Origin of the sequence: Sphingomonas panni, from assembly GCF_022664435.1 — a bacterium.
GTDB classification, from domain to species: domain Bacteria; phylum Pseudomonadota; class Alphaproteobacteria; order Sphingomonadales; family Sphingomonadaceae; genus Sphingomonas; species Sphingomonas panni.
Genome location: NZ_JAKREU010000006.1, coordinates 239,699 through 263,758, shown reverse-complemented (window position 1 = coordinate 263,758; position 24,060 = coordinate 239,699). Strand labels below are relative to the sequence as shown.

The window sequence follows — 24,060 nt, the reverse complement described above, 5'->3', positions numbered from 1 at the left end:
GCCGGGAATGTAGGGCAAGCAACGCCGCAACGCACCCCGCCAATCCAGACCGTACCGCGATGGCACGTTAATCCTCCCCGTATCGGACCGATCTACCGCCCGCTCTCACCCTTCGGCACATCCTTCAGCGGCCACGCCTTATAGCCGCCGACCCACGTCTCGATCACCCGCGTCGCGCGCAGTTCGGCGGGGGTCGCCACCGCCGGATCGCGGTCGACCACGATGAAGTCCGCCTTCTGCCCCGGCAGCAGCGAGCCGAATTTCTGTTCGGCAAAGCCGGCAAAGGCCGCGTCCTGGGTGAATGCCTTCCACGCCTGTTCGCGAGTCACCTTCTCCTCGGGCCGCCAGCCGCCCGGCGGCTGCCCGTTCGGGTCCTCCCGCGTAAAGGCCGCGGCCCATCCGACGAACGGGTTCGGGCTTTCGACCGGATAGTCGGACCCGAACGCCAGTCGCCCTCCATCGCGCAATACGGTCGCCCAGGCATAGGCCCCGGTCAGGCGCGCCGGCCCCAGCCGCGCCTCGGCCATGGTCCGGTCGCCGGTGGCATGGACCGGCTGCATCGACGCGATGATGCCGTTCTTGCCCAGCCGCGGCAGGTCGGCCGGGTCGAGCACCTGCGCATGTTCGATCCGCCAGCGCCGGTCGTCCTTGTACGACGATGCCAGCTCATCGATCGCGTCGAGCACCTGCCGGTTCGCGCGGTCGCCGATCGCATGGATCGCGAACTGGAACCCGTCCATGGTGCCCCGGCTGAGCAGGTTCAGCAGCGTGGTATCGTTGATGAACGACAGCCCGGTCTGCTTCGGCGCATCGCTATACGGTGCCTTCAGCCACGCCCCGCGCGACCCCAGCGCACCATCGGCGTACAGCTTGATCCCGCCCATGCGCAGCCGGTCGCCGTACAGCCACGGCGTCGGCCCCGCCCCGGCGACGGTCAGTGCCGTGTCGAGGCCCGCGCCATAGCTCATGATCCGCACGCGCAGCTGGCCGATATCGCCCATCCGCCGGAACACCAGCCAGTCGTCGACCGACGTGCCCATGTCCGCCGTCGCGGTGATGCCGGTCGACAGCAGCAATTCCTGCGCCTTCAGGAACGCGGCGTTGCGTTCGCGCGGGGACGGCTTGGGCTTTGCCGCATCGAACAGGCTGGCGGCGCTGTCGACGAACACGCCCGAAGGCTGTCCGTTGGGTAACAATTCGATCCGCCCGCCCGCCGGGGCAACCGTCTTGGCGGTGATCCCTGCCGCCTTCATCGCCGCGCTGTTCGCCCACACCGCATGGCCGTCCGCGCGTTCCAGCAGCACCGGCTTGTCACCCGCCGCCGCGTCCAGTTCGGCTGCGGTCGGGAAACGCCCCAGCCCCCACGCCTCCTGGTTCCAGCCACCGCCCAGTATCCACTGGCGATTGCCGTTGCTGCGCGCATAGGACTGGATCGCCGCCTGCGCTTGCGACAGCGACGTCGTCTTCGACAGGTCGAGTTCGAGCGCACGATAGCCCAGCGACATGACATGGCCATGCGCGTCGATCATGCCCGGCATGACGATCCTGCCGCCCATGTCGCTGCGCCAGTCGAGCTTTTTCGGGACCTTCTCGCCCTTGGGCACCAGCCGAACGACCTTGCCGTCCTTGTCGATCAATATGCCGCCGAAGCGCACCACGCGGCCCTGCGAATCCAGCGACACGCCATTGACGTTATCGATCAGCCCATCGGCCTGCGCAGTCCCGGCCAGCAGCAGCGCTGCAAGGGTCAGTGCCGAGCGCATCACTTCGAGATCCTCCGCACCAGCGCGCTGGTATCCTGTCGTCCACCGCCCATCGCCTGCACCTCGGCATAGAATTGATCGACCAGCGCGGTCACCGGGAGCGTCGCCCCATTGCGCCGCGATTCGTCGAGCGCGAGGCCCAGGTCCTTGCGCATCCAGTCGATCGCAAAGCCGAAATCGAACTCGTCCTTGGCCATGGTCGGCCAGCGATTGACCATCTGCCAGCTCTGCGCCGCGCCGCCCGACACTGCTTCCAATACCTTGTCCAGATGGAGGTCGGACGCCTGCGCGAACCGCAGCGCCTCGGACAGCCCGCCCAACACGCCGGCGATACAGATCTGGTTGACCATCTTGGTCGTCTGTCCCGCGCCGGCATCGCCGACATGGACGATGCGCTGGGCATAGGCGGTCATCAACGGCTCAGCCGCCGCGAACGCCTCGCCCGTGCCGCCGCACATGATCGACAGCTTGCCATTCTCGGCACCCGCCTGCCCGCCCGATACCGGCGCGTCGAGGACCAGCAGCCCCTTCGCGGCCCCCGCCTCGGCCAGTTCGCGCGCGATCGCGGCCGATACGGTCGTGTGGTCGGCAAACAACGCCCCTTCGCGCAGCGTCGTGAACACGCCTTCGTCGCCCAGCGTCACCTGCCGCAGATCGTCGTCGTTACCGACACAGGCGAACACCGCGTCCGCCCCGTCCGCCGCGGCGGCCGGCGTATCGGCGACCGCCCCGCCATGCTTCGCCGCCCAGGCGTCCGCCTTCGCACGGGTGCGGTTATAGACGGTGACCTGATGGCCGGCGGAAACGAGATGACCGGCCATGGGAGCGCCCATGACGCCGGTACCGATGAATGCGAGTTTTGCCATGGGGCCGGGGTGTATGGCGTTACGAAGGCGTGGGGAAGGGCGATATTGCGAGGTACGCATTGCGCCCTCCGCAGTCGTCATTCCCGCGAAGGCGGGAATCCATACACGCGACGTCCCGGCATGATCGCCAACGCCAGCGTCTATGGACTCCCGCCTTCGCGGGAGTGACGAGGAGATGAATTACGCCGGCTGCCCGCCCCCACCGGTCGCCCCGAAAATCTGCCCCGTCGAAAAGCTGATCGCCGGATCGGCCGCCGCGACATACAGCCCCGCGATCTCCGCCGGCTGGCCCGGCCGCCCCATCGGCGAACTCCCGCCGAAGCTTTGCAACTTCTCCGGGGTCGCGCCACCGCTGACCTGCAACGGCGTCCAGAACGGTCCCGGCGCGACCGCATTGACGCGGATGCCCTTCGACGCCAGCTGTTTCGCCATCGCCTTGGTGAAGTTCAGCACCGCCGCACGCGTCAGCGCGTAATCGACGATATCGGGCGACGGATCGCCGGCCTGTTCCGACGACGTGTTCAGGATCACCGCGCCCGGCCCCATGATCGCCACCGCCGCCTTGGTCAGCCAGAACGGCGCATAGACGTTCGTCTTCATCGTGTCGTCGAAGTCCTGCGCGCTGATCGACGCGATGTCCGGCCGGGTCTGCTGCCGCGCGGCATTGTTGACGAGGATGTCCAGCCCGCCCAGTTGCGCCGCCGCCTGCTGCACCAGCTTGCGGCAGAACCCTTCGTCGCGCAGGTCGCCGGGGATCGCCACCGCCTTGCGCCCCGCCGCGCGGATCAGCGCGACGACCTCGCGCGCGTCCGGCTCCTCGGCGGGTAGATAGTTGATCGCCACATCCGCGCCTTCGCGGGCATAGGCGATGGCGGCGGCGCGGCCGATGCCGCTGTCGCCACCGGTAATCAGCGCGCGCTTGCCGGCAAGGCGTCCCGATCCCTTGTAGCTCTGCTCGCCATGGTCCGGGCGCGGCGTCATCTTGGACGCAAGGCCGGGCCAGGGCTGACGCTGCACCGGAAAGGGCGGCTTGGGATGCGCGGCGGCGGCGGCGCTCGTCGGGGCGGCGGCACCGCCCCCGGTCTGCGCGGCAGCGGGCACGGCGGCGGCGACGCCCGCCAGCGCGGCACCCGTCACGAAGGTGCGGCGATCGGTATCGGTCATGGGTTCGGCTTTCCGGCTAAGGGGGTCCGCCAAAGAGACGCCGCCCCGCCCGATGGGTTCCCCTCTTGGTACAAATCGGCTACCCGCCCGCGATGGCTACCAACCCGATCGCTCCGCCCGCCCTGCCCCTGACCGTCGACGATGTTCGTGCGGCGGCAATGCGTATCGGCGGATCGATCGTCCGCACGCCGACCCTCATCAGCCGCACCCTGTCGGAACTGACCGGCGCGACCGTCTATCTCAAGTTCGAAAACCTCCAGTTCACCGCCGCTTACAAGGAACGCGGCGCGCTCAACACCCTGCTGCAACTCGACGAAGCGACCCGTGCCAAGGGCGTGATCGCCGCCTCTGCCGGCAACCATGCGCAGGGCCTCGCCTATCACGGCAACCGTCTGGGCGTGCCGGTGACCATCGTCATGCCGCGCCCGACTCCGACCGTTAAGGTCATGCAGACGCAGAGCCACGGCGCGACCGTGGTGCTGGAGGGCGAGACGTTCGACGCGGCCTACGCCCATGCCCGCAAGCTGGAGGCCGAACAGGGGCTGACCTTCGTCCACCCCTTCGACGATCCGCGCATCATGGCGGGCCAGGGCACCGTCGCGCTCGAAATGCTGGCGGATGTGCCCGAACTCGACACGTTGGTCGTGCCGATCGGCGGCGGCGGCCTTATCAGCGGCATCGCGACCGTCGCCAAGGCGGCGGACCGTCCGATCGAGGTCGTCGGCGTGCAGGCCGAACTGTTCCCCTCGATGTACAACCGCGTGCACGGCACCGACATGGACTGCGCCGGCGACACGCTGGCCGAGGGGATCGCGGTCAAGCAGCCCGGCGGCCTGACCGCACAGGTCGTGGCCGCGCTGGTCGACGACATCGTACTGGTCAGCGAACGCCAGCTGGAGGAGGCCGTCAGCCTGCTGGTCCAGATCGAAAAGACCGTGGTCGAGGGCGCCGGTGCCGCCGGCCTCGCCGCGCTGCTCGGCCATGGACAGCGGTTCAAGGGCAAGACCGTCGGCATCGTGCTGTGCGGCGGCAATATCGACACGCGCCTGCTCGCCAACGTCCTGCTGCGCGACCTCGCCCGCTCAGGGAGGCTCGCCCGCCTGCGCATCCGGTTGCAGGATCGCCCCGGCGCGCTGTTCCACGTCGCGAAGATCTTCCACGAACACACCGTCAACATCATCGAGGTCTATCACCAGCGCGTCTTCACCACGCTGCCGGCCAAGGGTCTCATCACCGACATCGAATGCGAAACCCGCGACCGCGACCATCTCGACCGCCTGGTCGAAGGGTTGCGCGCTGGCGGCTATGAGGTGAGCACGGTCGAACTGGCATGACCGACACCATCACCGGCGCCTGCCTGTGCGGCGCCTGCCGCTACCGCAGCGATGCGCCGGTGATGAACGTCCGCGCCTGCCATTGCCATCGGTGCCAGCACAAGACGGGCAGCGCCTTCTACGCGCGGGTGATGGTGCCGCTCACCTCGGTCACGATCGAGGGGCCGGTCGCGTGGTATGACGGCGATACCGGCGTCCGGCGCGGCTTCTGCCCGACCTGCGGCTCGACGCTGTTTTCTGAGCGTGTCGCGGCGGGCACGATCGGCCTGGCGATGGGCACGCTCGACCATCCCGACCGCTTCGCGCCTGCGGACCATATCTGGGTATCCGCCAAGCAGCCATGGCTGGTGCTGACCGATGACCTGCCGCAATTTGCCGAGGGGCCGCCCGCCGGCTGATCCGCCCGCAAAATTCGCGGTTAACGCGCTTTTCGCCACGTCTTGTCATCGCCATATCCACCCCGTCATTCTATCGGGGACTGCCCGATCCGAAGGAGCAATGGGTGACCGCGCCGTTTCGTTTTCCCCGGTTCTTCGTCACCTCGCCCGCGCCCTGCCCCTATCTGCCGGGGCGGCAGGAGCGGAAGGTGTTCACCGAACTCAGCGGCGACAATGCCGACGAGCTGAACGAAGCGCTCGGCCGGATCGGCTTCCGCCGCAGCCAGTCGGTCGCCTATCGCCCCAGCTGCGTCGGGTGCAGCGCCTGCGTATCGGTCCGCGTCGTCGCCGGCGATTTTTCGATGAACGCGACCCAGCGCAAGCTGATGCGCCGCCATTCCGATCTCGACATCCGCGCCTGCAAGCCATGGGCGACCGACGAACAATTCCGCCTGCTGCGCCGCTACCTGACCGCGCGGCACCCCGGCGGCGGCATGACCGCGATGGACGAATCGGACTTTGCTGACATGGTCGAGCATTCGCCGGTCACGTCATGGGTCATCGAATATCGCGAACCAGCGGTGGACGGCGTTCCGGGCCGGCTGGTCGGCGCGTGCATCACCGACGAACAGGCCGACGGGCTGTCGATGGTCTACAGCTTCTTCGAAACCGACGACCATGCCCGGCCGGGCCTCGGCAACTTCATCATCCTCGACCATATCCGCCGCGCGCGCGCCGGCGGGTTGCCCCATGTCTATCTCGGCTATTGGGTGCAGGGATCGCCGCGCATGGCGTACAAGACGCGCTATCGCCCGCTGGAGGTGCTGGGGCCGACCGGCTGGACGCTGCTCGACGACAAGCCCGCCGCGACGGTACCGGCATGATCGCCGCGCTGCTCCCGCTGTTGCTGGCGATACAGCCGGCATCCGGGCTGGAGCAGCGTCGCGCGACGATCGTCCAGTTCGAGATCAAATTGGCAGCCGGCCTGTCGCCCGCCGAACAGACCGCCGCGACCGAAATCTTCGCCGCCGACACCCGCACCATCCGGCGCTGTGCCGATGCGGCTACGATCGGCGCGCGGTACAAGGCGGAGAAGCGCTTTTCCGGCTCGATCACCGAGCGCCGCAACACCGCCTTCGCCGCCCTCCCGATCGAATTGCGCCGCGAGCTGGACAAGGTGCCGACCGGCCATGCGACCCGCGTCTTCGGATCGGTCGGCGTCCGCCGCGTGCTGATCGCCTGCACCGTGCCGCGCGTACCGGCGGCACGACCGGATACGGTGTAGCGGCACGATCGAATTTCTTCGCAACCTTCGTCATTCCCGCGAAGGCGGGAATCCATAACCGCCGACGCCAGCGCAAGACCCGACACGTCAGCGTCTATGGCCTCCCGCCTCCGCGGGAGTGACGAACGTTGGAATGATCCGACGGCACCAACACGAACAGGCACCCGACCCGTCAGGATCGGATGCCTGTTCGAAACCATATCGGGCAGGCCCCGGCCTACCTGATGCCGAATCAGCCCTGGCGGGCCTTGAAGCGGCGGTTGGTCTTGTTGATGACGTAGATGCGCCCACGACGACGGATCACGCGGTTGTCCCGGTGACGATCCTTGAGCGACTTCAGCGAATTGACGATCTTCATGGGAACGGCTCTCAAACGGCAAAGAGGCCGCTCGCACGGCCGGAAAAGAGGCGCCCAGCTATCGCCGCGCGGCGCTTTCGTCAAGCTGGAACCGCCGCAACGCATCGAAACACTTGCGCAATGAACCCATGGCAGCATGTGGCGCGTTATACGTCATGGATGAACCGTGGCTGTTTCGGGGTAGATGATATGAAGAAGGCGTTGGGTTTCGGGCTGGCGGCGACCGCTGCATTGCTGGCGAGCGGCTGCACCACCGGCGGATCGCGGATCAGCCCGGTCGAAGTGACCCGTTTCCACCTGAGCCAGCCGATCGCGAAAGGCAGCTTCTCGGTCGAACCGGTCCAGACCAACATGTCGGCGACCCCGGAATTCCAGACCTATGGCAATGCCGTCGCGCGCGAGATGGAAAAGCTCGGCTTCGCCCGTGCCGGCACCACGCCGTCGGATTTGATCGTCGGCGTCGCGTTCACTCGCGGAACCAAGGGCTTCGTCGAAAAGCGCGCGCCGGTATCGATCGGCATTGGTGCGGGCGGCGGTGGCGGCGGCTGGCGCGGGGGTGGCGTGGGCCTTGGCGGTGGAGTCGGCTTCGGGCTTGGCGGCGGCCAGCGTGAGGTGATCGGCACCGAACTGGCCGTGCAGATTCGCCGCCGCAGCGATGGTACCACCATCTGGGAAGGGCGCGCCGTCACCGATTCGCTGGAAAGCACGCCGGGTGCGCAGCCCGTGTTTCAGGCCGACCGGCTGGCCAATGCGCTGTTCCGAAACTTCCCAGGCGAGTCGGGAATCACTACGACGGTGAAATGAGCATCACCATCAACGCCGCGTTCGACAGCGGCAACATCCGCGTCGTCGCCATCCAGGGCGATGTGATCGACCTCGACATCGTCGCCGATCACCAGTCCGACTTTTATCAGTGGTTCCACTTCCGCGTCGCCGGGGCGCGGGGGCGGACCCTGACGTTCCGCATCGTCAATGCCGGCGGCTCGGCCTATGCGTTCGGCTGGCCGGGCTATCGCACGCGGATGAGCACCGATCGTCATGCGTGGCGGCAGGTCGATACCGACTATGCCGATGGCGTGCTGACCTTTACCGCGACGATCGATACCGACCTCGCCTGGTTCGCCTATTTCGCGCCCTATACGATGGAGCGCCACGACGACCTGATCGCGCGTATCGCCGCCCGGCCCGGCATGTCGCACCGCGAACTGGGTCAGACGCTCGACGGTCGCGCGATCGACTATCTGACGCTCGGCGAAGGCCCGCTCAACGTCTGGGCCTATGCCCGCCAGCATTCCGGCGAATCGATGTGCGAGTGGTTCATGGAGGGGCTGCTGGAGAAGCTGACCGACCCGAACGACGCGCTCGCCGCCGATCTGCGCCAGCGGATGACCTTCCACTGCGTGCCGAACATGAACCCCGACGGCTCGTTCCGCGGCCATCTGCGCACCAACGCCGCCGGCGTGAACCTCAACCGCGAATGGCACGCGCCGACACCCGAGCGCAGCCCCGAAGTGCTGTGCGTGCTGGGCCGGATGGACGAAACCGGGGTCGACATCGCCATCGACGTGCATGGCGACGAAGCGATCCCCGCCAACTTCATCGCCGGCTATGAAGGCATCCCCAACTGGACCGACGACCATGGTGCCCGCTTCACCGCGTTCGGCGCGGCATGGGCGGCGGCGACGCCCGAATTCCAGACGAAGCTCGGCTATCCGGTATCGGCCCCCGGTCAGGCGAACCTGTCCATGTCGACCAACCAGCTCGCCAACCGCTTCGGCGCGCTCAGCATGACGCTGGAAATGCCGTTCAAGGATCACGATACCAATCCCGACCCCGAATATGGCTGGTCGCCCGAACGAGCGAAGGCGCTGGCGCATAGCTGGCTGGAGGTATTGGCGGACTTCACCCGGTGATCGTCCGGTCGGGCGGCCTGGATCATCCCGCTACCGCCCGACTGCTCGCGGCGCATCTGGCCGATATGCACGCCAGTTCGCCGCCGGGCAGCGTCTACGCGCTCGACCTGTCGGCGCTGGCGACGCCCGACATCGCCTTCTACACGGTGTGGGACGGCGACATCTTGCTCGGCTGCGGCGCGTTCCGCACGCTGGGCGACGGGACGGCCGAGGTGAAGTCGATGCGCACCCTTCCGGCGGCGCGCGGGCGTGGCGTCGCGCAGGCGGTCCTGGACCGCATCGTCGCCGACGCCCGCGCCGTCGGACTCACCGCCTTGCTGCTCGAAACCGGCACCGGGCCGATGTTCGACGCCGCCCACCGGCTGTACCGACGCAACGGCTTCGCCCCCTGCCCGGCGTTCGGCAGCTATAGTTCGACCGACTTCAACCGGTTCCTCTCGCTTCCGCTTTAGGCTAGGTGCGGCGCAACAACCGCAATGGAGGCCCCATGCCCACGCTCGTCCTGATCCGCCACGGCCAGTCGGCCTGGAACCTCGAAAACCGCTTCACCGGCTGGTGGGACGTGAACCTGACCGAAAAGGGCGAGGCGGAGGCCAAGGCGGCGGGCGAACTTCTGACCGAGAAGGGCCATGACTTCGACCTGTGCTTCACCAGCTTCCAGACCCGCGCGATCAAGACGCTGAACATCGCGCTGGAGTCGATGGGCCGGTTGTGGCTGCCGGTCGAAAAGGACTGGCGCCTGAACGAGCGGCATTATGGCGGGCTGACCGGCCTCGACAAGGCGGAGACGGCTGCCAAGCATGGCGACGAACAGGTCAAGATCTGGCGTCGCAGCTTCGACGTGCCGCCGCCCCTGCCGGAAGCGGACAGCCCGTGGGACCTGTCGGCCGACCGCCGCTATGCCGGGATCGACATTCCGCAGACCGAAAGCCTCAAGGACACGATCGACCGCGTCCTGCCCTATTGGGAAAGCCGCATCGCGCCCGAGCTGAAGGCGGGGAAGCGCGTGCTGATCTCCGCCCATGGCAATTCGCTGCGCGCGCTGGTCAAGCACCTGTCGGGCATCCCGGACGACGAGATCACCGGCCTCGAAATCCCGACCGGCCAGCCGATCGTCTATGAACTGGCGGACGACCTGACGCCGACCGATCGCTATTATCTGAACGAGCGGTAACGCCCCTTCTCCTTCTCACAAATCCGTTTGGTTCGAGCAGCTTCGAGCCTGTCGAGAAGCGTCCGTCGAGAACTCCCCGTTTGGGGCACCCCTTCTCGACTTCGGTTCTCGACATGCTCGAACCTGCGCTCGAAGCAAACGGGAAGGGATGGCGTAAAGCAGGAAACAAACCGCTTTCCTACACGCCCCGCCCCCGCCAAACTCCCCACCGGCCCCGCACCCCGGCCCCGCTCTTTAACACCACCGCCACGCCCACCGCGCCAACAGCGCACGAGTGTGAACTTAGTGAACTTTGGCCACCAAAGGCCCGACTGCACAAACACGCCACTAGTGTGAACTTTGTGAACTTTGGGCCTGAATATGCCGGTACGGAATCCTTCCGCTTGCCCTGTTCCCGCCCCTTCCCTAAGCAGCGGCTCCCCCAAAGCGTTACGGGCAGACAATGAACGACGTGACCCTGGTCGGCATTATCATGGGCAGCACTTCTGACTGGGACACGATGGCGCACGCCGCCGACGTGCTGACCAAACTCGGCGTCCCCCATGAAACCAAGGTGGTGTCCGCGCACCGCACCCCGCAGCGGCTGGTCGACTACGCGACCAGCGCCGTCGAGCGCGGCCTGAAGGTCGTGATCGCCGGGGCCGGCGGGGCCGCCCATCTGCCCGGCATGGTCGCCTCGATGACCCGCCTGCCGGTCCTCGGCGTGCCGGTCGAATCGAAGGCGCTAAAGGGCATGGATAGCCTGCTCTCGATCGTGCAGATGCCCGGCGGCGTGCCCGTGGGGACGCTGGCCATCGGCAAGGCAGGCGCGATCAATGCCGGCCTGCTCGCCGCATCGATCCTCGCGACGCAGGACGAGGCCTTGGCGCAGCGGCTCGACGCGTGGCGCGCGGCGCAGACCGACAGCGTGGCGATCGACCCGCAATGACCGCGCTGCCCCCCGGATCGACCATCGGCATCATCGGGTCGGGCCAGCTCGGCCGGATGATCGGCGTCGCCGCCGCCCAGCTCGGCTATCGCATCCATGTCTATGCCCCCGACAGCGGCCCGGCCAACGACATCGCCTTCGCGCACAGCCGCGGTGCCTATGACGATATCGCCGCGCTGCAGGCGTTCGCCACGCAGGTCGACGTCATCACCTACGAGTTCGAGAATATCGCCGCCGCCCCGATCGAGGCGCTGGGCGACAAGGTCCGCCCCTCCGCCCGCTCGCTGGCCGTCGCGCAGGACCGGGTCCGCGAAAAGAGCTTCGTCGAGCAACTGGGCGGCCGCCCGGCACGCTGGGCCGAGGTTGCCGACCGCGCCGCGCTCGATACGGCCATCGCCAGCGTCGGCTGTCCGGCGGTGCTCAAGACGACCCGCTTCGGCTATGACGGCAAGGGGCAGGCCCGCCTGCTGTCGCCGGCCGATGCCGATGCGGCGTGGGATGCCATCGGCGGCGGCCCCGCGATCCTCGAAGCCTTTGTCGATTTCGAGGACGAATTCTCGGTCGTCCTCGCCCGCGGCATCGACGGCGCCACGGCGGTCTATCCGGCGCCGAAGAACGTCCACAAGGACGGTATCCTCGACACTTCGACCGTGCCGGCCCCGGCCATCGAACCCTGGCGTGCCGAGGCGGAAGCGCTGGCGGCGAAGGTCGCCGAGGCGCTCGACCATGTCGGCGTCCTGACCCTCGAATTCTTCTGCGGGCGCGACGGTGCGGTGTTCAACGAAATGGCCCCGCGCGTCCATAATTCCGGGCACTGGACGATCGAGGGCAGCGAGACTTCGCAGTTCGAGAACCACGTCCGCGCGGTCCTCGGCCTCCCGCTCGGCAGCGTCGCGATGACGGCGGCGCGGGTCGAAATGACGAACCTGATCGGCGACGACGTGGCGGCATGGCCGGCGCTGCTGGCCGAACCGGGCGCGCACCTGCACCTCTATGGCAAGCACGAAGCACGCGCCGGCCGCAAGATGGGCCATGTGACTAGGGTGGAACGTTAGGCCACCTCTCACGTCACTCGCCAATTCGTCACCCCAGCGAAGGCTGGGGTCTCCCGGTAATACTGCGGAACAGGAGCCGGCAGAGACCCCAGCCTTCGCTGGGGTGACGCACGGAGCGGATGGGGAGGAGCTTTAAGCCTCCACCCCCAGCTGCCACAGCACGAACGCCATCTCCTCGGCGGCGTCCTTCAAACTCTCCCACCGGCCCGACTTGCCGCCATGGCCCGCGCTCATATTGGTCTTGAGCAGCAGCACATTGTCGTCGGTCTTGGTCGCGCGGAGTCGCGCCGCCCACTTGGCCGGCTCCCAATAGGTCACGCGCGGGTCGTTCAGCCCGCCCGAAATGAACACTGGCGGATAGGCCTGCGCCGTCACGTTATCATAGGGAGAATAGGACGCGATCAGCTCGAACGCCGCCTTGTCCTCGATCGGGTTACCCCATTCGGGCCATTCGCCGGGGGTGAGCGGCAGGCTGTCGTCGAGCATCGTGTTCAGCACGTCGACGAACGGCACGCTCGCCACCACCGCGCCCCATAGCTCGGGGTCGGAGTTCATCACCGCGCCCATCAACTCCCCGCCGGCCGATCCGCCGGCGATGGCGATCTTGCCCTTGTCGGTGAAGCCCCGCTCGATCAGCCCCTTCGCCACATCGACGAAATCGTTGAAGGTATTGGTCCGCTTCTCCAGCTTCCCGTCCAGATACCATTGCTGGCCCAGGTCGTCGCCGCCCCGGATATGGGCGATGGCGAACGCCATGCCCCGATCGAGGAACGACATCCGGCTGGTCGAGAAACCCGGCGGGATCGCATAGCCGTACGCGCCATAGCTGTAGAGATACAGCTTGCCCGTCCCGTCGCGTGGGAAATCCTTGGGATACACCACCGAACACGGGATCGCCGTCCCGTCACGCGCGGTGATCTCCAGCCGCTCGGTCGCGTACTTCTCCGGATCATAGCCCGACGGGATCGTCTGCACCTTGCGTACGGTCAGGTCGCCGCTCGCCACGTCATAGTCATAGACGGTCCCCGGCGTGACCATCGACTCGTAGCCAAGCCGCAGCGTGTCGACGTCATATTCCGGATTGTCGCCCAGCCCGACGACATAGCTCGCCTCGGGAAACTCGATCGGCCGCGCCGGCCCGCCAGCATAATCGTGCAGCCGGACCTGATCGAGCCCATCCAGCCGCCCCTCGACCACGAACAGCTTCGCGAAGGTCGTGACCCCGGTCATGTAGAAATGCGGGTCGGCGGCGATCAACTCCTGCCAGTCGCCGGGCGCTTCCAGCGATGCGGTCGCCAGCCGGAAGTTCGGATGGGTGTCGTTGGTGTGGACGAACAGCGTGCCGTCATGCTCCTCCACGTCATATTCCACGCCCTCCTCGCGCGCCTTCACGAGCAGCGGTTCGGCGGTGGGGTCGTCGGCCGGGATCAACCGCACCTCGCTGGTGACGTGATCGCCCGCCGAAATGACCAGGAAGCGTCGCGACTGGGTCTCGCCGACCGACACCCGCCAGCCTTCGTCCGCCTCGTGGTAGAGTTCGATATCCTGCTCGATCGGCGTGCCGATACGGTGGAGCCGGGCATTGTCCGTACGCCATTGTTCGTTGGCGAGGCCGTAAAGGAGGCCGCTCGAATCCGCGGTCCATACCAGTTCGGACAGCGTCCCCGGAATCACATCGTCCAGCAGTTCGCCGGTCGTCAGGTCCTTGACCCGCGCCTCGAACCGCTCGCCGCCGTCATCGTCGATCGCATAGGCAAGCAGCCGCCCGTCGGGGCTGACCGACAGCGCGCCCAGCCGGAAATATTCCTTACCCTTAGCCAGCGCAGGTTCGTCGAGGATCAGTTCGTCATCGCCGCCTGCGACGGGCCGGCGCCACCAGCGGCGATATTCTCCGCCGGTCTCGAAATCGGACCAGTACCACCAGTCACCGTCGCGCTGCGGCACGGTGGCATCGTCTTCCTTGATCCGCCCCCGCATCTCGGTGAACAGCGTATCGATTAGGGGGGCGTGCGGTGCCATCACCGCATCGAAATAGGCGTTCTCGGCCTTCAGATAGTCGAGGACCTCGGCATCCTCGACCTTCGGATAGTTCGGGTCGCGCAGCCACGCCCAGGGGTCCGACACGGTAATCCCGTGGCGTTCATAACTATGGGCGCGTTGTTCGGCGATCGGCGGAATGGGCTTCGTCATGCCGCCCATGTGGGACGGCGCGGCGCGGAAGTCGAGCAAGCTTGTGGCTTTTGCGCGACCGTTTCGGCTGATACGAGCAGCGCATGACCAGCCACACCGAACGCCTGTCCGCACTCCGCGCCCATCTCGCAACGCTCGACCTGACCGGTTTCGTCGTTCCGCTGACCGACGAATATATGAGCGAATATGTCGGCGACTATGCGCAGCGCCTCGCCTGGCTGACCGGATTCAAGGGGTCGGCCGGCAGCGCCGTCGTCCTCGCGGACACCGCCGCGATGTTTACCGATGGCCGCTACACGCTGCAGGTGCGCGAGCAGGTCGATGCCGCCGACTGGCAGTTCGTACAGGTGCCGGCGACCACGATGGCCGACTGGCTGCGGACCAACGCCCGCGAAGGCGACCGGATCGGCTTCGATCCGTGGCTGGCGACCATCGACTGGGTGGCAGCAACCGAACGCGCGCTGACTGATGTCGGGGCGGTGCTGGTCCCGGTCGGGGCAAACCCGATCGACGCCTTGTGGAACGACCGCCCCGCCCCCTCCCCCGCGCCGATGGCGGTGCAGGACGACACGCTGACCGGCCGTACCTCCGCCGACAAACGCGCTGCGGTCGGCGAATGGCTGGGCGAGCGTCGCGCCGATGCGGTCGTGCTGACCGCGCTCGATTCGATCGCGTGGACCTTCAACATTCGCGGCAGCGACGTAGCGCATACGCCGGTCGCGCTGAGCTATGCCATCGTCCATGCCGATGGCACCGCCGAGTTGTTCGCCGCGCCGGGCAAGGTGGGCGAGGATATCGCCCGCCATCTGGGCAATGCCGTCACCGTTCGCCCGATGACCGATTTCGCTCCGACCCTCGCCACCTTTGCGGACAAGCGCGTCGCCGCCGATCCCGACCGTGCCGTCGCCGCGATCCACGACGCGCTCCGCCGGGGTGGCGCGACGGTCGTCGCCGAGCGCGACCCGACCGTGCTGGCCAAGGCGATCAAGAACCCTGTCGAGATCGCCGGTCATCGCAGCGCACAGGCCCGCGACGGCGCGGCCATGGTCCGCTTCCTGAAATGGTTCGAGGAAACCGCCCCCTCCGGTACGCTGACCGAACTGTCCGCGTCCGACCGGCTGGAGGCGATCCGCAGCGAAACCGGTCTCTTGCGCGACCTGTCATTCGACACGATCAGCGCGACGGGAGGCCATGCCGCCAGCCCGCATTACAAGGCGACCGTGGAGAGCAACGCGGCGATCCTGCCCGGCCAGCTCTACCTGATCGACTCCGGCGGCCAATATGCCGACGGCACTACCGACATCACCCGCGTCATGCCGGTGGGCGACGTGTCGGAGGAGATGCGTGACCGCTTTACCCGCGTGCTGAAGGGCCATATCGCGATCGACACCGCCGTCTTTCCCGACGGAACGCTCGGCGGCCATATCGACGGTTTTGCGCGGCGGCCGTTGTGGGAAGCAGGCCTCGACTATGCCCATGGTACCGGCCACGGCATCGGTGCCTTCCTGTCGGTACATGAAGGGCCTCAACGGATCGGCCCACCCAATTATCCCGGCGGCGGCCCGCTGGAACCGCTGCGCGCCGGCATGATGCTGTCCAACGAACCCGGCTATTACAAGGCGGGCGACTACGGCATCCGTATCGAGAACCTGCTGCTGGTCGTCGAGCGCGACGTGCCCGCCGGCGACCTGCCGATGCTGGGGTTCGAGACGCTGACCTTCGTCCCGATCGAACGCTCGCTGATCGTACCGGCACTGCTGACCGATGCCGAGCGGGCGTGGGTCGACGCCTATCACGGGCGGGTCGAGGCATTGCTGACCCCGCTGCTCGACCGCGAAACCGCCGCATGGCTGGCGGCGAAATGCGCGCCGCTTAACTGAATTTTCTGCGGGGCGCTCGCCGCTGCCCCGCATTCGTATGCGTCTATGCAATCGATTGTTGCATTTCCGAGCGAGAGGCGCGACAAGCGTGCCGTCGGCGACAGACCGACGTGCAAGGAGCAGGACCCGACCATGGCGCCCCCGATGAAACCGCACCTGTCGCTGCCCCGCATCCTTGAAATGAACCTGGGGTTCCTCGGGTTGCAGTTCAGCTTCGGGCTGCAACAGGGCAATATGGCGCCGATCTACAGCTATCTCGGCGCCGATGAATCGCAGCTTCCGCTCCTGCAACTTGCCGGCCCGCTGACCGGGCTGCTGGTCCAGCCGTTGATCGGCGCACTCAGCGACCGGACCGACAGCCGCTGGGGACGGCGCACGCCCTATTTCGTGATGGGCGCGGTGCTGTGCTGTTTCGGCCTGTTCTTCATGCCGTTGTCGAGTTCGATCCTGATGGCCGTATCGCTGCTGTGGATCCTTGATGCCGGCAACAACATCACGATGGAGCCGTATCGCGCCTATGTCAGCGACCGACTGAACGAGGACCAGCACCAGATCGGCTTCCTGACGCAGAGCGCCTTTACCGGTCTGGCGCAGATGCTGGCGTTCCTCACGCCCTCGTTGCTGGTGTGGGCGGGAATGAACCAGGACTGGGTCGACACCCACAACATCCCCTATACCGCTCGCGTGGCGTTCATGGTCGGGGCGGTGCTGTCGATCTCGACGATCCTGTGGTCGATCCTGCGCGTGCCCGAACTGCCCCTGACCCAAGCGGAAAAGACCGCGATCGCTGCCAAGCCCAAGTCGTTCGGGTCGACCCTGGCCGAGATCGGCAGCGCGATCCGCGACATGCCGCCGGCGATGCGCAAGCTGGCGCTGATGAGCCTGTTCCAGTGGTATGCGATGATGGCGTACTGGAACTACGTCATCTACACGATCGGCCGCACCGTCTACGGCACCGCCGATCCGACCTCGTCCGGCTTCCATTCGGCGGTGCTGACCAATGGCGAGATGGCGGCCTTCTACAACGGCGTCGCCTTCCTCGCCGCCTTCGCCATGGTGCCGATCGCGCGGCGCATCGGTGCCGCCCCGCTCCACGCGCTCAGCCTGATCGCGGCGGGTATCGGCATGGTCTGCCTGCCGCATGTCACGTCGAAGGCGGTGCTGTTCCTGCCCGCCATCGGCATCGGCCTCGGCTGGGCCAGCATCATGGGCAATCCCTACATCATCCTCGCCGGATCGATCCCGCCGGAGCGGACCGGTGTCTATATGGGCATTTTCAACATGATGATCGTCATCCCGATGCTGATCTTCTCGGCAACGATGTGGCTGTTCTACCAACCGTTGCTGGGCGGCGATCCGCGCAACGTGCTGACGCTGTGCGGCGTGCTGATGTTCTGCGCCGCGGCTTCGGTATGGAGCGTGCGCGAGCGCAATGCCGATGGCGCGCCGGTCGGAGCGGTGCGTTGAACCCTTCGCCCCACGCCCTGACGCACTGGTCCGCCCAGCAGGTCGCCACCATCGCCGCCGATGGCACGGATCGCCTGCCCGTGCTGACCGCCAGCGATATCGTGCCGATCGATCCGGCCCACGACTTCTGGGACATGTGGCAGATCGCCCGCGCCGATGGGTCGACCGTCTTCGTCGACGGACGCAGCTACTGGTTCTTCCTCGGCACGCCGCGCTTCGACGATCCCGAGGCGCGGCACGACGCCGCGCGCATTTACCTGACCAGCCATGGCAGTGACGGGTGGCGGCTGCACGGCACGACCTTTCCCGATGGCTTCAGCCCCGGCAGCCGCGAATGGTCGGGGTCGGCCGTACTGGCGAAGGATGGCGAAACGCTGACCATGTACTTCACCGCCGCCGGTCGCAGAGACGGGCCGCACAGCTTCGAACAGCGACTGTTCGAGACGGTCGGGCGCTTCCTGGTCGAGGGCGAGGACGCGCGGACCGACAACTGGTCGCCACCCATCGAAAGCGTCGCTGCGGACGGCAAATGCTACCGCGTCGCCGATGAGGTCAAAGCGCCGGCAACGGGCATCAAGGGGTTTCGCGACCCCGGCTTCTTCCGCGATCCCGCGACCGGCCACGACCATCTGCTGTTCGTCGGGTCGGCGGCATGGACCGATGCGCAACTGGACGGACTGATCGGTATCGCCAGCCGCGACCGCCCGGATGCGCCATGGCAGCTCGGCACCCCGCTGGTCGATGCGATCGGCGTGAACAGCGAGTTGGAACGCCCGCACATCATCCTGCGCGACGGCCTCTATTACCTGTTCTGGTCGACCCAGGCGAAGCGCTTCGCCCCCGGCCTGCCCGCCCCGACCGGGCTGTATGCGATGGTCGCCGAGCGCATGACCGGCCCGTGGCGGCCTGTGAACGGCAGCGGCCTGGTCGCGGGCAATCCGACGGCCGAACCCACGCAAGCCTATTGCTGGTGGGTCACCGGCGAGGGGCAGGTCGCCGCGTTCGTCGACTATGCCGGGTTGAACGGGGCGGACGCCAGCGCCGACGTAACGCTGCGCCGCGCCCGCTTCGGCGGAACCGCCGCTCCGTTCTTCCAGCTCGATTTCGCCGGCGACCGGGTGACGATCGCCGGTTCTGGCGCCCCTACAGGTTGAGCAAGGCCGGATCGCCGCCCTTCGCCATGATGTTGATGGAGGTCGATCGTTCGGCGGCATAGCGCAGCAGCGCGTCGGGACCGCCCGCCTTGGGACCGGTGCCCGACAGCCCTTCGCCGCCGAACGGCTGCACACCGACGACCGCTCCGATGATCGAGCGGTTGACATAGACATTGCCCGCCGGGACCAGTGCCGCAACCTCCTCGGCAAAGCGGTCGATCCGGCTATGGATGCCGAGCGTCAGGCCATAGCCGCGCGCCGCCAGCTTGCCGGCGACACCGGCCAGGTCGGCGGGGTCGTAGCGATAGACGTGCAGTACCGGCCCGAACACTTCGCGTTCGAGGAAATCGGGGCTGGGCACTTCGGCGATGACCGGCGCGAAATAGGTGCCGCGCTGATCCCAGCCACGTGGGTCGGCGCGGAACAGGATTTTCGCCTCGCGCTCCAGTCGCGCGACATGCGTGTTCAGCGCGTCGCGGGCATCGGCGTCGATCACCGGACCGATATCGGTCGCGGGATCGGACGGGTCGCCGATCACCAGGCAGCCCGCCGCGCCGACCAGCGTCTCGATCGTCGCGTCGGCGGTATCCTTGGGCAGATAGAGCAGCCGCAACGCCGAGCAACGCTGCCCCGCCGATCCGAAGGCGGAGAGCAGCACGTCGTCGACCACCTGTTCGCGCAGCGCGCTGGTGTCGACGAACAGCCCGTTCAGGCCGCCGGTTTCGGCGATGAACGGCAGGATCGGGCCGTTGCGGTTGGCGAGGCTGCGGTTGATCGCCCAGGCGGTGTCGGTGCCGCCGGTGAAGGCGACGCCGGCGATGGCGGGATGCGCAACCAGCGCCGCGCCGACCTCCGCCCCGTCGCCCGGCAGCAGCGCCAGCAGGTCGGGATCGAGCCCGGCGGCATGGAACAGGCGGACCGCTTCGGCGGCGACCAGCGGGGTCTGTTCGGCGGGCTTGGCGAGGACGGCGTTGCCCGCCGCCAATGCCGCTGCGACCTGTCCGGTGAAGATCGCCAGCGGGAAATTCCATGGGCTGATGCAGACGAACACGCCGCGCCCATGGAGTTCGATCTGGTTCACCTCGCCGACCGGCCCGGGCAGCACGGTCGGACCGGCAAAGCGGGTTTCGGCCAACAACGCATAATAGCGGCAGAAATCGACTGCCTCGCGCACCTCCGCCACGGCGTCGTTCAGCGTCTTGCCCGCTTCGGCCGACAGGATCGCGATGAAACGGTCCATCTGTGCATCGAGCGCGTCGGCCATGGCGCGCAGGAGTTTCCCGCGGGAAACCCCGCCGGCCGCGTTCCAGCGTGGTTGGGCGGCCCGGGCGAGCGCTGCCGCATGGTCGATATCCGCCAGTGTTGCGGCGGTGACGGAGCCTATCGTGCGGCCATGGTCGACCGGGCTGACCATGGGTGCGGCACCCGCGCCGGCAAGGGTCTGGCCGCCGATGATCGGGCCGGCGTGGATGGTGGTGAAGTTGGCGCGATTCGTGGCTGCCGTGGCGCGGACGGTGGCGATCGAATAGTCGCGGCCAAGGGGGTTGGCGCGGCCGGGATAGATGTCGGACGGGGACGGCAGGCGCGGATGTTGGCGCGGGGTCGCGGCGACCGCCGCCACCGGGTCCGCCACCAGCGTCGTCGCCGGTACTTCCTCGTCCAGCAGCGCGTTGACGAAGCTGCTGTTCGCGCCGTTTTCGAGGAGGCGGCGCACCAGATAGGGCAGCAGTTCCTCATGCCCGCCGACCGGCGCATACGCCCGCAGGATCAGGCTGTTGTCGCCGACCGTTGCCGCCGCCTGACGGTACAGCCCCTCCCCCATGCCGTGCAGGCGCTGGTGTTCGATCCGCACGCCGGCGCGATCCGCCATGTGGCGCACCGCCATCAGGCTGTGGGCGTTATGCGTCGCGAATTGCGGATAGAGCGCCGGCGCGGCGGCGATCAACTTATGCGCGCAGACGAGGTAGGACAGGTCGGTCGCGGCCTTCGACGTGAACACCGGATAGCCCGGATGCCCGGCGATCTGGGCGCGCTTCACCTCGCTGTCCCAGTACGCGCCCTTGACCAGCCGGACCATGATGCGCCGCCCGGTGTCGCGCGACAGCCGTTCGAGCCGGTCGATCACGCCCCGCGCCCGCTTGCCATAGGCCTGCACGACGACGCCGAGCCCGGTCCAGTCGCCAAGCTCGCTCTCCCGCGCCAGCCGGTCGACCAGCTTGAGCGACAGGGCGAGCCGATCCGCCTCCTCCGCATCGATCGCGAGGTTCAGATTATGCCGCGCGCCGATCAGCGCCAGCCGCTTCATGCGCGGATAAAGGTCGGCGAACACGTCGTCCTCTCGCACCGCTTCGTAGCGCGGGCAGAGCGCCGACAGCTTGACCGACACGCCATGCCCCTGTTCGGGCGTGCTGCCCGGCGCGCGGGCGTTGCCGACCGCCTCGATCGCGGCGGCATAGATGCGTTCGTAGCGCTCGGCGTCCTGCGGGGTCCGCGCCCCCTCCCCCAGCATGTCGAACGAACAAAGATAGCCTTCCTTCGACGCCCGCTTCAGCGCGGCCTCGATCGTCGATCCCAGCACGAACTGGTCGCCCATGATGCCGACGGCGGCGGCCAGCGCGCGCCGGATGACCGGCTCGCCCAGCCGCCCGGCCAGCCGCCGGATCGTCTCGCCGATGCCCGCCGGGCCTTCGTCGCCGACCAGCTTGCCGGTCAGCGTCAGGCCGATGGTGGAGGCGTTGACGAACAGGCTGGACGACTGGCCCAGATGCGCCGCCCAGTCGGCGGTGCCGACCTTTTCGGCGATCAGCCGGTCGCGGGTCGCGGCGTCGGGGGTGCGCAGCAGCGCTTCGGCAAGGCACATCAGCGCCAGCCCTTCCTGCGTTCCCAGCGAGAATTGCTGAAGGAACCCCTCGACCACGCCGGGCTTGGCAGCGGCGGCGCGGGTACGCTCGACCAGCTTGGCGGCGTTGGCGACGATCTCCGCGCGATCGGCCTGGGTCAGCGGCACCTGCGCGAGCAGTTGCGGGAGCAGGACGCTTTCGTCGATGAACTTGTCGGCGTCCAGTGCGTCCCAATCGATCGCGGGCATTCGTCTCTCCATATGTCGGTTCGTCGGTATATCGCGAACCGAGGCGAAGGTGCTTCGGATGTTGACCACATCGACCGATATATGTTTGCCGTCAGTGGAAATATCTCGTTCTTTCTTCAGTATCGCGTCACCTCGGGCTTGACCCGGCGTCCCTCTTCTTGCTGGAGCGTGGGAAAGTAGCGGGCCCCCGGGTCAAGCCCGGGGTGACGTGGAGTGTGGGGCAAGGGGTGCGCGATGGACCAGACCGACCGCAAGTTGCTGCGCGTGCTGCAGGCCGATGGACGCATCACCAATCAGGCACTGGCCGCGCAGTGCGGCATATCGCCCGCCGCGTGCTTCGAACGTGTGCGGCGGTTGCGCGAGGGCGGCGTGATCCGGGGCTATGCCGCGCTGCTCGATCCCGGAAAGCTCGACCGGTCGCTGCTGGTGTTCATCGAGGTGCTGCTGGACCGCACCACCGACGACGTCTTCACCGCCTTTGCCAACCATGTCCGCGACCTGCCCGAGGTGCTGGAATGCCATATGGTCGCGGGCGGCTTCGATTATCTGCTGAAGGTGCGGATGGCGGACATGGACGCCTATCGCGCGTTCCTCGGCCGCACGCTGACGACGGTGCCGGGCGTGCGGGAAACGCGGACCTATGCCGTGCTGGAAGAGGTAAAGGCGACCACCGCACTGCCGCTGTGACCCGCGTCAGTCCTGTTCGATCATCAGATAGACCATCGTCTGGGTCAGCAGCATATAGGCGATCTCGCCAAAGGTGACCGGTCCGGCCAGCTCGCCCAGCTGCTTCCCCTCCAGCTCGGCATAATGATAGTTCAGGATGCAGTTGCAGCTGAACGCGATTTCGCCCTGCGGGCGGCCCAGCCGTTCGGCGAACCGGTGCGCATAATCGCCGACCGGTCGGGCGAAGCGATAGTCGATCCCCGCATGGACCGGCGCGAAGAAATCGACCCGGCCCGTTGCCGCATCGATCCCCGCCGTCGCGACATTGACCATCGCGCCATTATAGTCGGCGACCAGCGGCAGGCGGGTATCGATGCCATGCGCCGCGATATGATCGACGAGGCGGGTGCGCACCCCGTCGACCATCGCCCATTCGACGGCAAAGCCGGTATCCTCGGCGAAGGTCAGCACCGGCCCGTCGAGATCCGGTTCGAACAGGTTGACGATATCGGCCCGCGCAAAGGCGTGGTCGGGAAGGGCGACGTGCAGCACCACCGCCGCGTCGTCGGCGCTGCGCCCGGTGCGGCCGTCGAACACCCTCGGCCGCGCAGCCTCGCCCGCGTCGCCCGCGACTCCGGTGACCCAGCCGACGACCGGCCGGCGGAACATGTCGGGCCATTCCAGACCGTGCAGGGCGAAGTCGCTATGCACCCCGCTCTGTCCGGGGATCAGCAGGATGGTATAGCCATTGTCGGGGCCGAGCGTCGCCATGTCCGGGAGCGCCGCGCGGTCGAGCATCCCGAGCCACGCGACCGACGCGATCGCCGGCAACCGTTGTACGAAGATGCGATCGCGGTCGTGCGTCCCGCCCGCCTCGGCAGTGATGAAGAACGGGCTGGTGCCCCCGATCCACTCCCCCGGCGGCAGGGCTGCAAGCAGCCGTTCCTCGCCGGCGAGGATCAGCCTATCCCCGGCAGCCAGCATCGCGGCGACTTCCGCCACGCTGTACATCGACCGGCCGGCCCGGTGCGGATTGGGACCGGTCATCGTGGCTGCCCCTGAAAGATCGTAGCGAAATCGTCGCGTGCGAAGCGGAGATTGTCGCGAAAGAAGCGATGCAGTTCGTCGACCAACGCCGGGCGGTCGGCATCGGACCGGGCATAGGCATGGGTCAGGCGGATCATCAGGATGCGCAGGGCAAGGCATTTATAGGCCGGCCGCACCGCGCCGGACAGCAGCGCGTCCCAGCGTGAATCGTCCGTCGGCGGTATTTCGATACTGGCCGTCATGCCCTGCAACCCTTTCCTGCAAAGATTTAAGCCACCAAAGGGTTAAAAGCCGGTTTAGCGTTCGATGACGGTCAGTTCCGCGAATAACCGTTTTACCGCCATCGTCGCT

The 24,060-nt window shown here is 67.3% G+C and carries 22 protein-coding genes; 14 read left to right on the top strand and 8 right to left on the bottom strand.

Going from position 1 to position 24,060, the window contains the following annotated elements:
• Positions 1-92: 92 nt before the first annotated feature.
• The 3 genes from MF609_RS13510 to MF609_RS13500 form a co-directional block, all read right to left on the bottom strand.
• Positions 93-1,763: an amidohydrolase gene (locus MF609_RS13510; protein ID WP_242416858.1), complete on the bottom strand. Its 1,671-nt coding sequence runs from the start codon at positions 1,761-1,763 to the stop codon at positions 93-95.
• A complete protein-coding gene (locus MF609_RS13505) occupies positions 1,763-2,629 on the bottom strand; it encodes an NAD(P)-dependent oxidoreductase (RefSeq protein ID WP_242416809.1) in 867 nt (288 codons plus the stop codon). Before MF609_RS13505 ends, MF609_RS13510 begins: the two co-directional genes overlap by 1 nt.
• 180 nt (positions 2,630-2,809) lie before the next feature.
• On the bottom strand, positions 2,810-3,793 hold the full coding sequence (locus MF609_RS13500; RefSeq protein WP_242416808.1) for an SDR family oxidoreductase: 984 nt from the start codon (positions 3,791-3,793) through the stop codon (positions 2,810-2,812).
• A 92-nt stretch (positions 3,794-3,885) separates the two neighbouring features.
• Between MF609_RS13500 and MF609_RS13495 the strand changes: the two genes are divergently transcribed.
• From MF609_RS13495 to MF609_RS13480, 4 genes are all read left to right on the top strand, one after another.
• Positions 3,886-5,127 carry a threonine ammonia-lyase gene (locus tag MF609_RS13495; RefSeq protein ID WP_242416807.1) on the top strand — a complete coding sequence of 414 codons (1,242 nt, stop codon included), beginning with the start codon at positions 3,886-3,888 and terminating at the stop codon, positions 5,125-5,127.
• A complete protein-coding gene (locus MF609_RS13490; protein ID WP_242416806.1) occupies positions 5,124-5,525 on the top strand; it encodes a GFA family protein in 402 nt (133 codons plus the stop codon). Before MF609_RS13495 ends, MF609_RS13490 begins: the two co-directional genes overlap by 4 nt.
• A 104-nt stretch (positions 5,526-5,629) precedes the next feature.
• Positions 5,630-6,388, top strand: coding sequence for an arginyltransferase (locus MF609_RS13485; RefSeq protein WP_242416805.1), 759 nt, complete (start codon positions 5,630-5,632; stop codon positions 6,386-6,388).
• Positions 6,385-6,789, top strand: a complete 405-nt coding sequence (locus MF609_RS13480) for a hypothetical protein (RefSeq protein ID WP_242416804.1) — start codon at positions 6,385-6,387, stop codon at positions 6,787-6,789. The genes MF609_RS13485 and MF609_RS13480 overlap by 4 nt, the downstream gene beginning before the upstream one ends.
• Before the next feature lie 232 nt (positions 6,790-7,021).
• On the opposite strand, the gene ykgO is transcribed toward MF609_RS13480, so the two are convergent.
• Entirely contained in the window at positions 7,022-7,147 is a 126-nt protein-coding gene (ykgO, locus tag MF609_RS13475; protein WP_055755695.1) for a type B 50S ribosomal protein L36, read from the bottom strand.
• Between the two features lie 189 nt (positions 7,148-7,336).
• On the opposite strand from ykgO, the gene MF609_RS13470 reads away from it, so the two are divergent.
• The 6 genes from MF609_RS13470 to MF609_RS13445 all read left to right on the top strand — a co-directional run bounded on the left by MF609_RS13470 (position 7,337) and on the right by MF609_RS13445 (position 12,217).
• Positions 7,337-7,951: a DUF4136 domain-containing protein gene (locus MF609_RS13470; protein ID WP_242416803.1), complete on the top strand. Its 615-nt coding sequence runs from the start codon at positions 7,337-7,339 to the stop codon at positions 7,949-7,951.
• Positions 7,948-9,060 (top strand): M14 family metallopeptidase, encoded by a 1,113-nt coding sequence (locus MF609_RS13465; protein WP_242416802.1) that lies wholly within the window; start codon positions 7,948-7,950, stop codon positions 9,058-9,060. Before MF609_RS13470 ends, MF609_RS13465 begins: the two co-directional genes overlap by 4 nt.
• Positions 9,057-9,512 carry a GNAT family N-acetyltransferase gene (locus MF609_RS13460; protein ID WP_242416801.1) on the top strand — a complete coding sequence of 152 codons (456 nt, stop codon included), beginning with the start codon at positions 9,057-9,059 and terminating at the stop codon, positions 9,510-9,512. Before MF609_RS13465 ends, MF609_RS13460 begins: the two co-directional genes overlap by 4 nt.
• Positions 9,513-9,547: 35 nt before the next feature.
• Positions 9,548-10,234 (top strand): 2,3-diphosphoglycerate-dependent phosphoglycerate mutase, encoded by a 687-nt coding sequence (gene gpmA, locus MF609_RS13455; protein WP_242416800.1) that lies wholly within the window; start codon positions 9,548-9,550, stop codon positions 10,232-10,234.
• Between the two features lie 442 nt (positions 10,235-10,676).
• A complete protein-coding gene (gene purE / locus MF609_RS13450; RefSeq protein ID WP_242416799.1) occupies positions 10,677-11,162 on the top strand; it encodes a 5-(carboxyamino)imidazole ribonucleotide mutase in 486 nt (161 codons plus the stop codon).
• Complete coding sequence (locus MF609_RS13445) at positions 11,159-12,217, top strand: 5-(carboxyamino)imidazole ribonucleotide synthase (RefSeq protein WP_242416798.1); 1,059 nt, start codon at positions 11,159-11,161, stop codon at positions 12,215-12,217. Before purE ends, MF609_RS13445 begins: the two co-directional genes overlap by 4 nt.
• Before the next feature lie 132 nt (positions 12,218-12,349).
• Here the strand turns inward: MF609_RS13445 and MF609_RS13440 are convergent, their stop codons facing one another.
• Positions 12,350-14,407 carry a S9 family peptidase gene (locus MF609_RS13440; protein ID WP_242416797.1) on the bottom strand — a complete coding sequence of 686 codons (2,058 nt, stop codon included), beginning with the start codon at positions 14,405-14,407 and terminating at the stop codon, positions 12,350-12,352.
• Positions 14,408-14,490: 83 nt separating this feature from the next.
• Between MF609_RS13440 and MF609_RS13435 the strand changes: the two genes are divergently transcribed.
• The 3 genes from MF609_RS13435 to MF609_RS13425 all read left to right on the top strand — a co-directional run bounded on the left by MF609_RS13435 (position 14,491) and on the right by MF609_RS13425 (position 18,908).
• Positions 14,491-16,287 (top strand): aminopeptidase P family protein, encoded by a 1,797-nt coding sequence (locus tag MF609_RS13435; protein ID WP_242416796.1) that lies wholly within the window; start codon positions 14,491-14,493, stop codon positions 16,285-16,287.
• 132 nt (positions 16,288-16,419) lie between these two features.
• Positions 16,420-17,754 carry an MFS transporter gene (locus MF609_RS13430; protein ID WP_242416795.1) on the top strand — a complete coding sequence of 445 codons (1,335 nt, stop codon included), beginning with the start codon at positions 16,420-16,422 and terminating at the stop codon, positions 17,752-17,754.
• The gene (locus tag MF609_RS13425; RefSeq protein ID WP_242416794.1) at positions 17,751-18,908 is read left to right on the top strand and encodes a glycoside hydrolase family 68 protein; all 1,158 of its coding nucleotides are present in this window, start codon (positions 17,751-17,753) and stop codon (positions 18,906-18,908) included. Before MF609_RS13430 ends, MF609_RS13425 begins: the two co-directional genes overlap by 4 nt.
• On the opposite strand, the gene putA is transcribed toward MF609_RS13425, so the two are convergent.
• Entirely contained in the window at positions 18,898-21,996 is a 3,099-nt protein-coding gene (putA, locus tag MF609_RS13420) for a bifunctional proline dehydrogenase/L-glutamate gamma-semialdehyde dehydrogenase PutA (protein WP_242416793.1), read from the bottom strand. The two genes, MF609_RS13425 and putA, sit on opposite strands and share 11 nt — an antisense overlap.
• A gap of 234 nt (positions 21,997-22,230) precedes the next feature.
• Between putA and MF609_RS13415 the strand changes: the two genes are divergently transcribed.
• The gene (locus MF609_RS13415; RefSeq protein WP_242416792.1) at positions 22,231-22,683 is read left to right on the top strand and encodes an Lrp/AsnC ligand binding domain-containing protein; all 453 of its coding nucleotides are present in this window, start codon (positions 22,231-22,233) and stop codon (positions 22,681-22,683) included.
• 6 nt (positions 22,684-22,689) lie between these two features.
• On the opposite strand, the gene MF609_RS13410 is transcribed toward MF609_RS13415, so the two are convergent.
• Positions 22,690-23,709, bottom strand: coding sequence for a DUF6976 family protein (locus tag MF609_RS13410; protein WP_242416791.1), 1,020 nt, complete (start codon positions 23,707-23,709; stop codon positions 22,690-22,692).
• Positions 23,706-23,951 carry a hypothetical protein gene (locus tag MF609_RS13405; protein WP_242416790.1) on the bottom strand — a complete coding sequence of 82 codons (246 nt, stop codon included), beginning with the start codon at positions 23,949-23,951 and terminating at the stop codon, positions 23,706-23,708. Before MF609_RS13405 ends, MF609_RS13410 begins: the two co-directional genes overlap by 4 nt.
• Between the last annotated feature and the right edge of the window lie 109 nt (positions 23,952-24,060).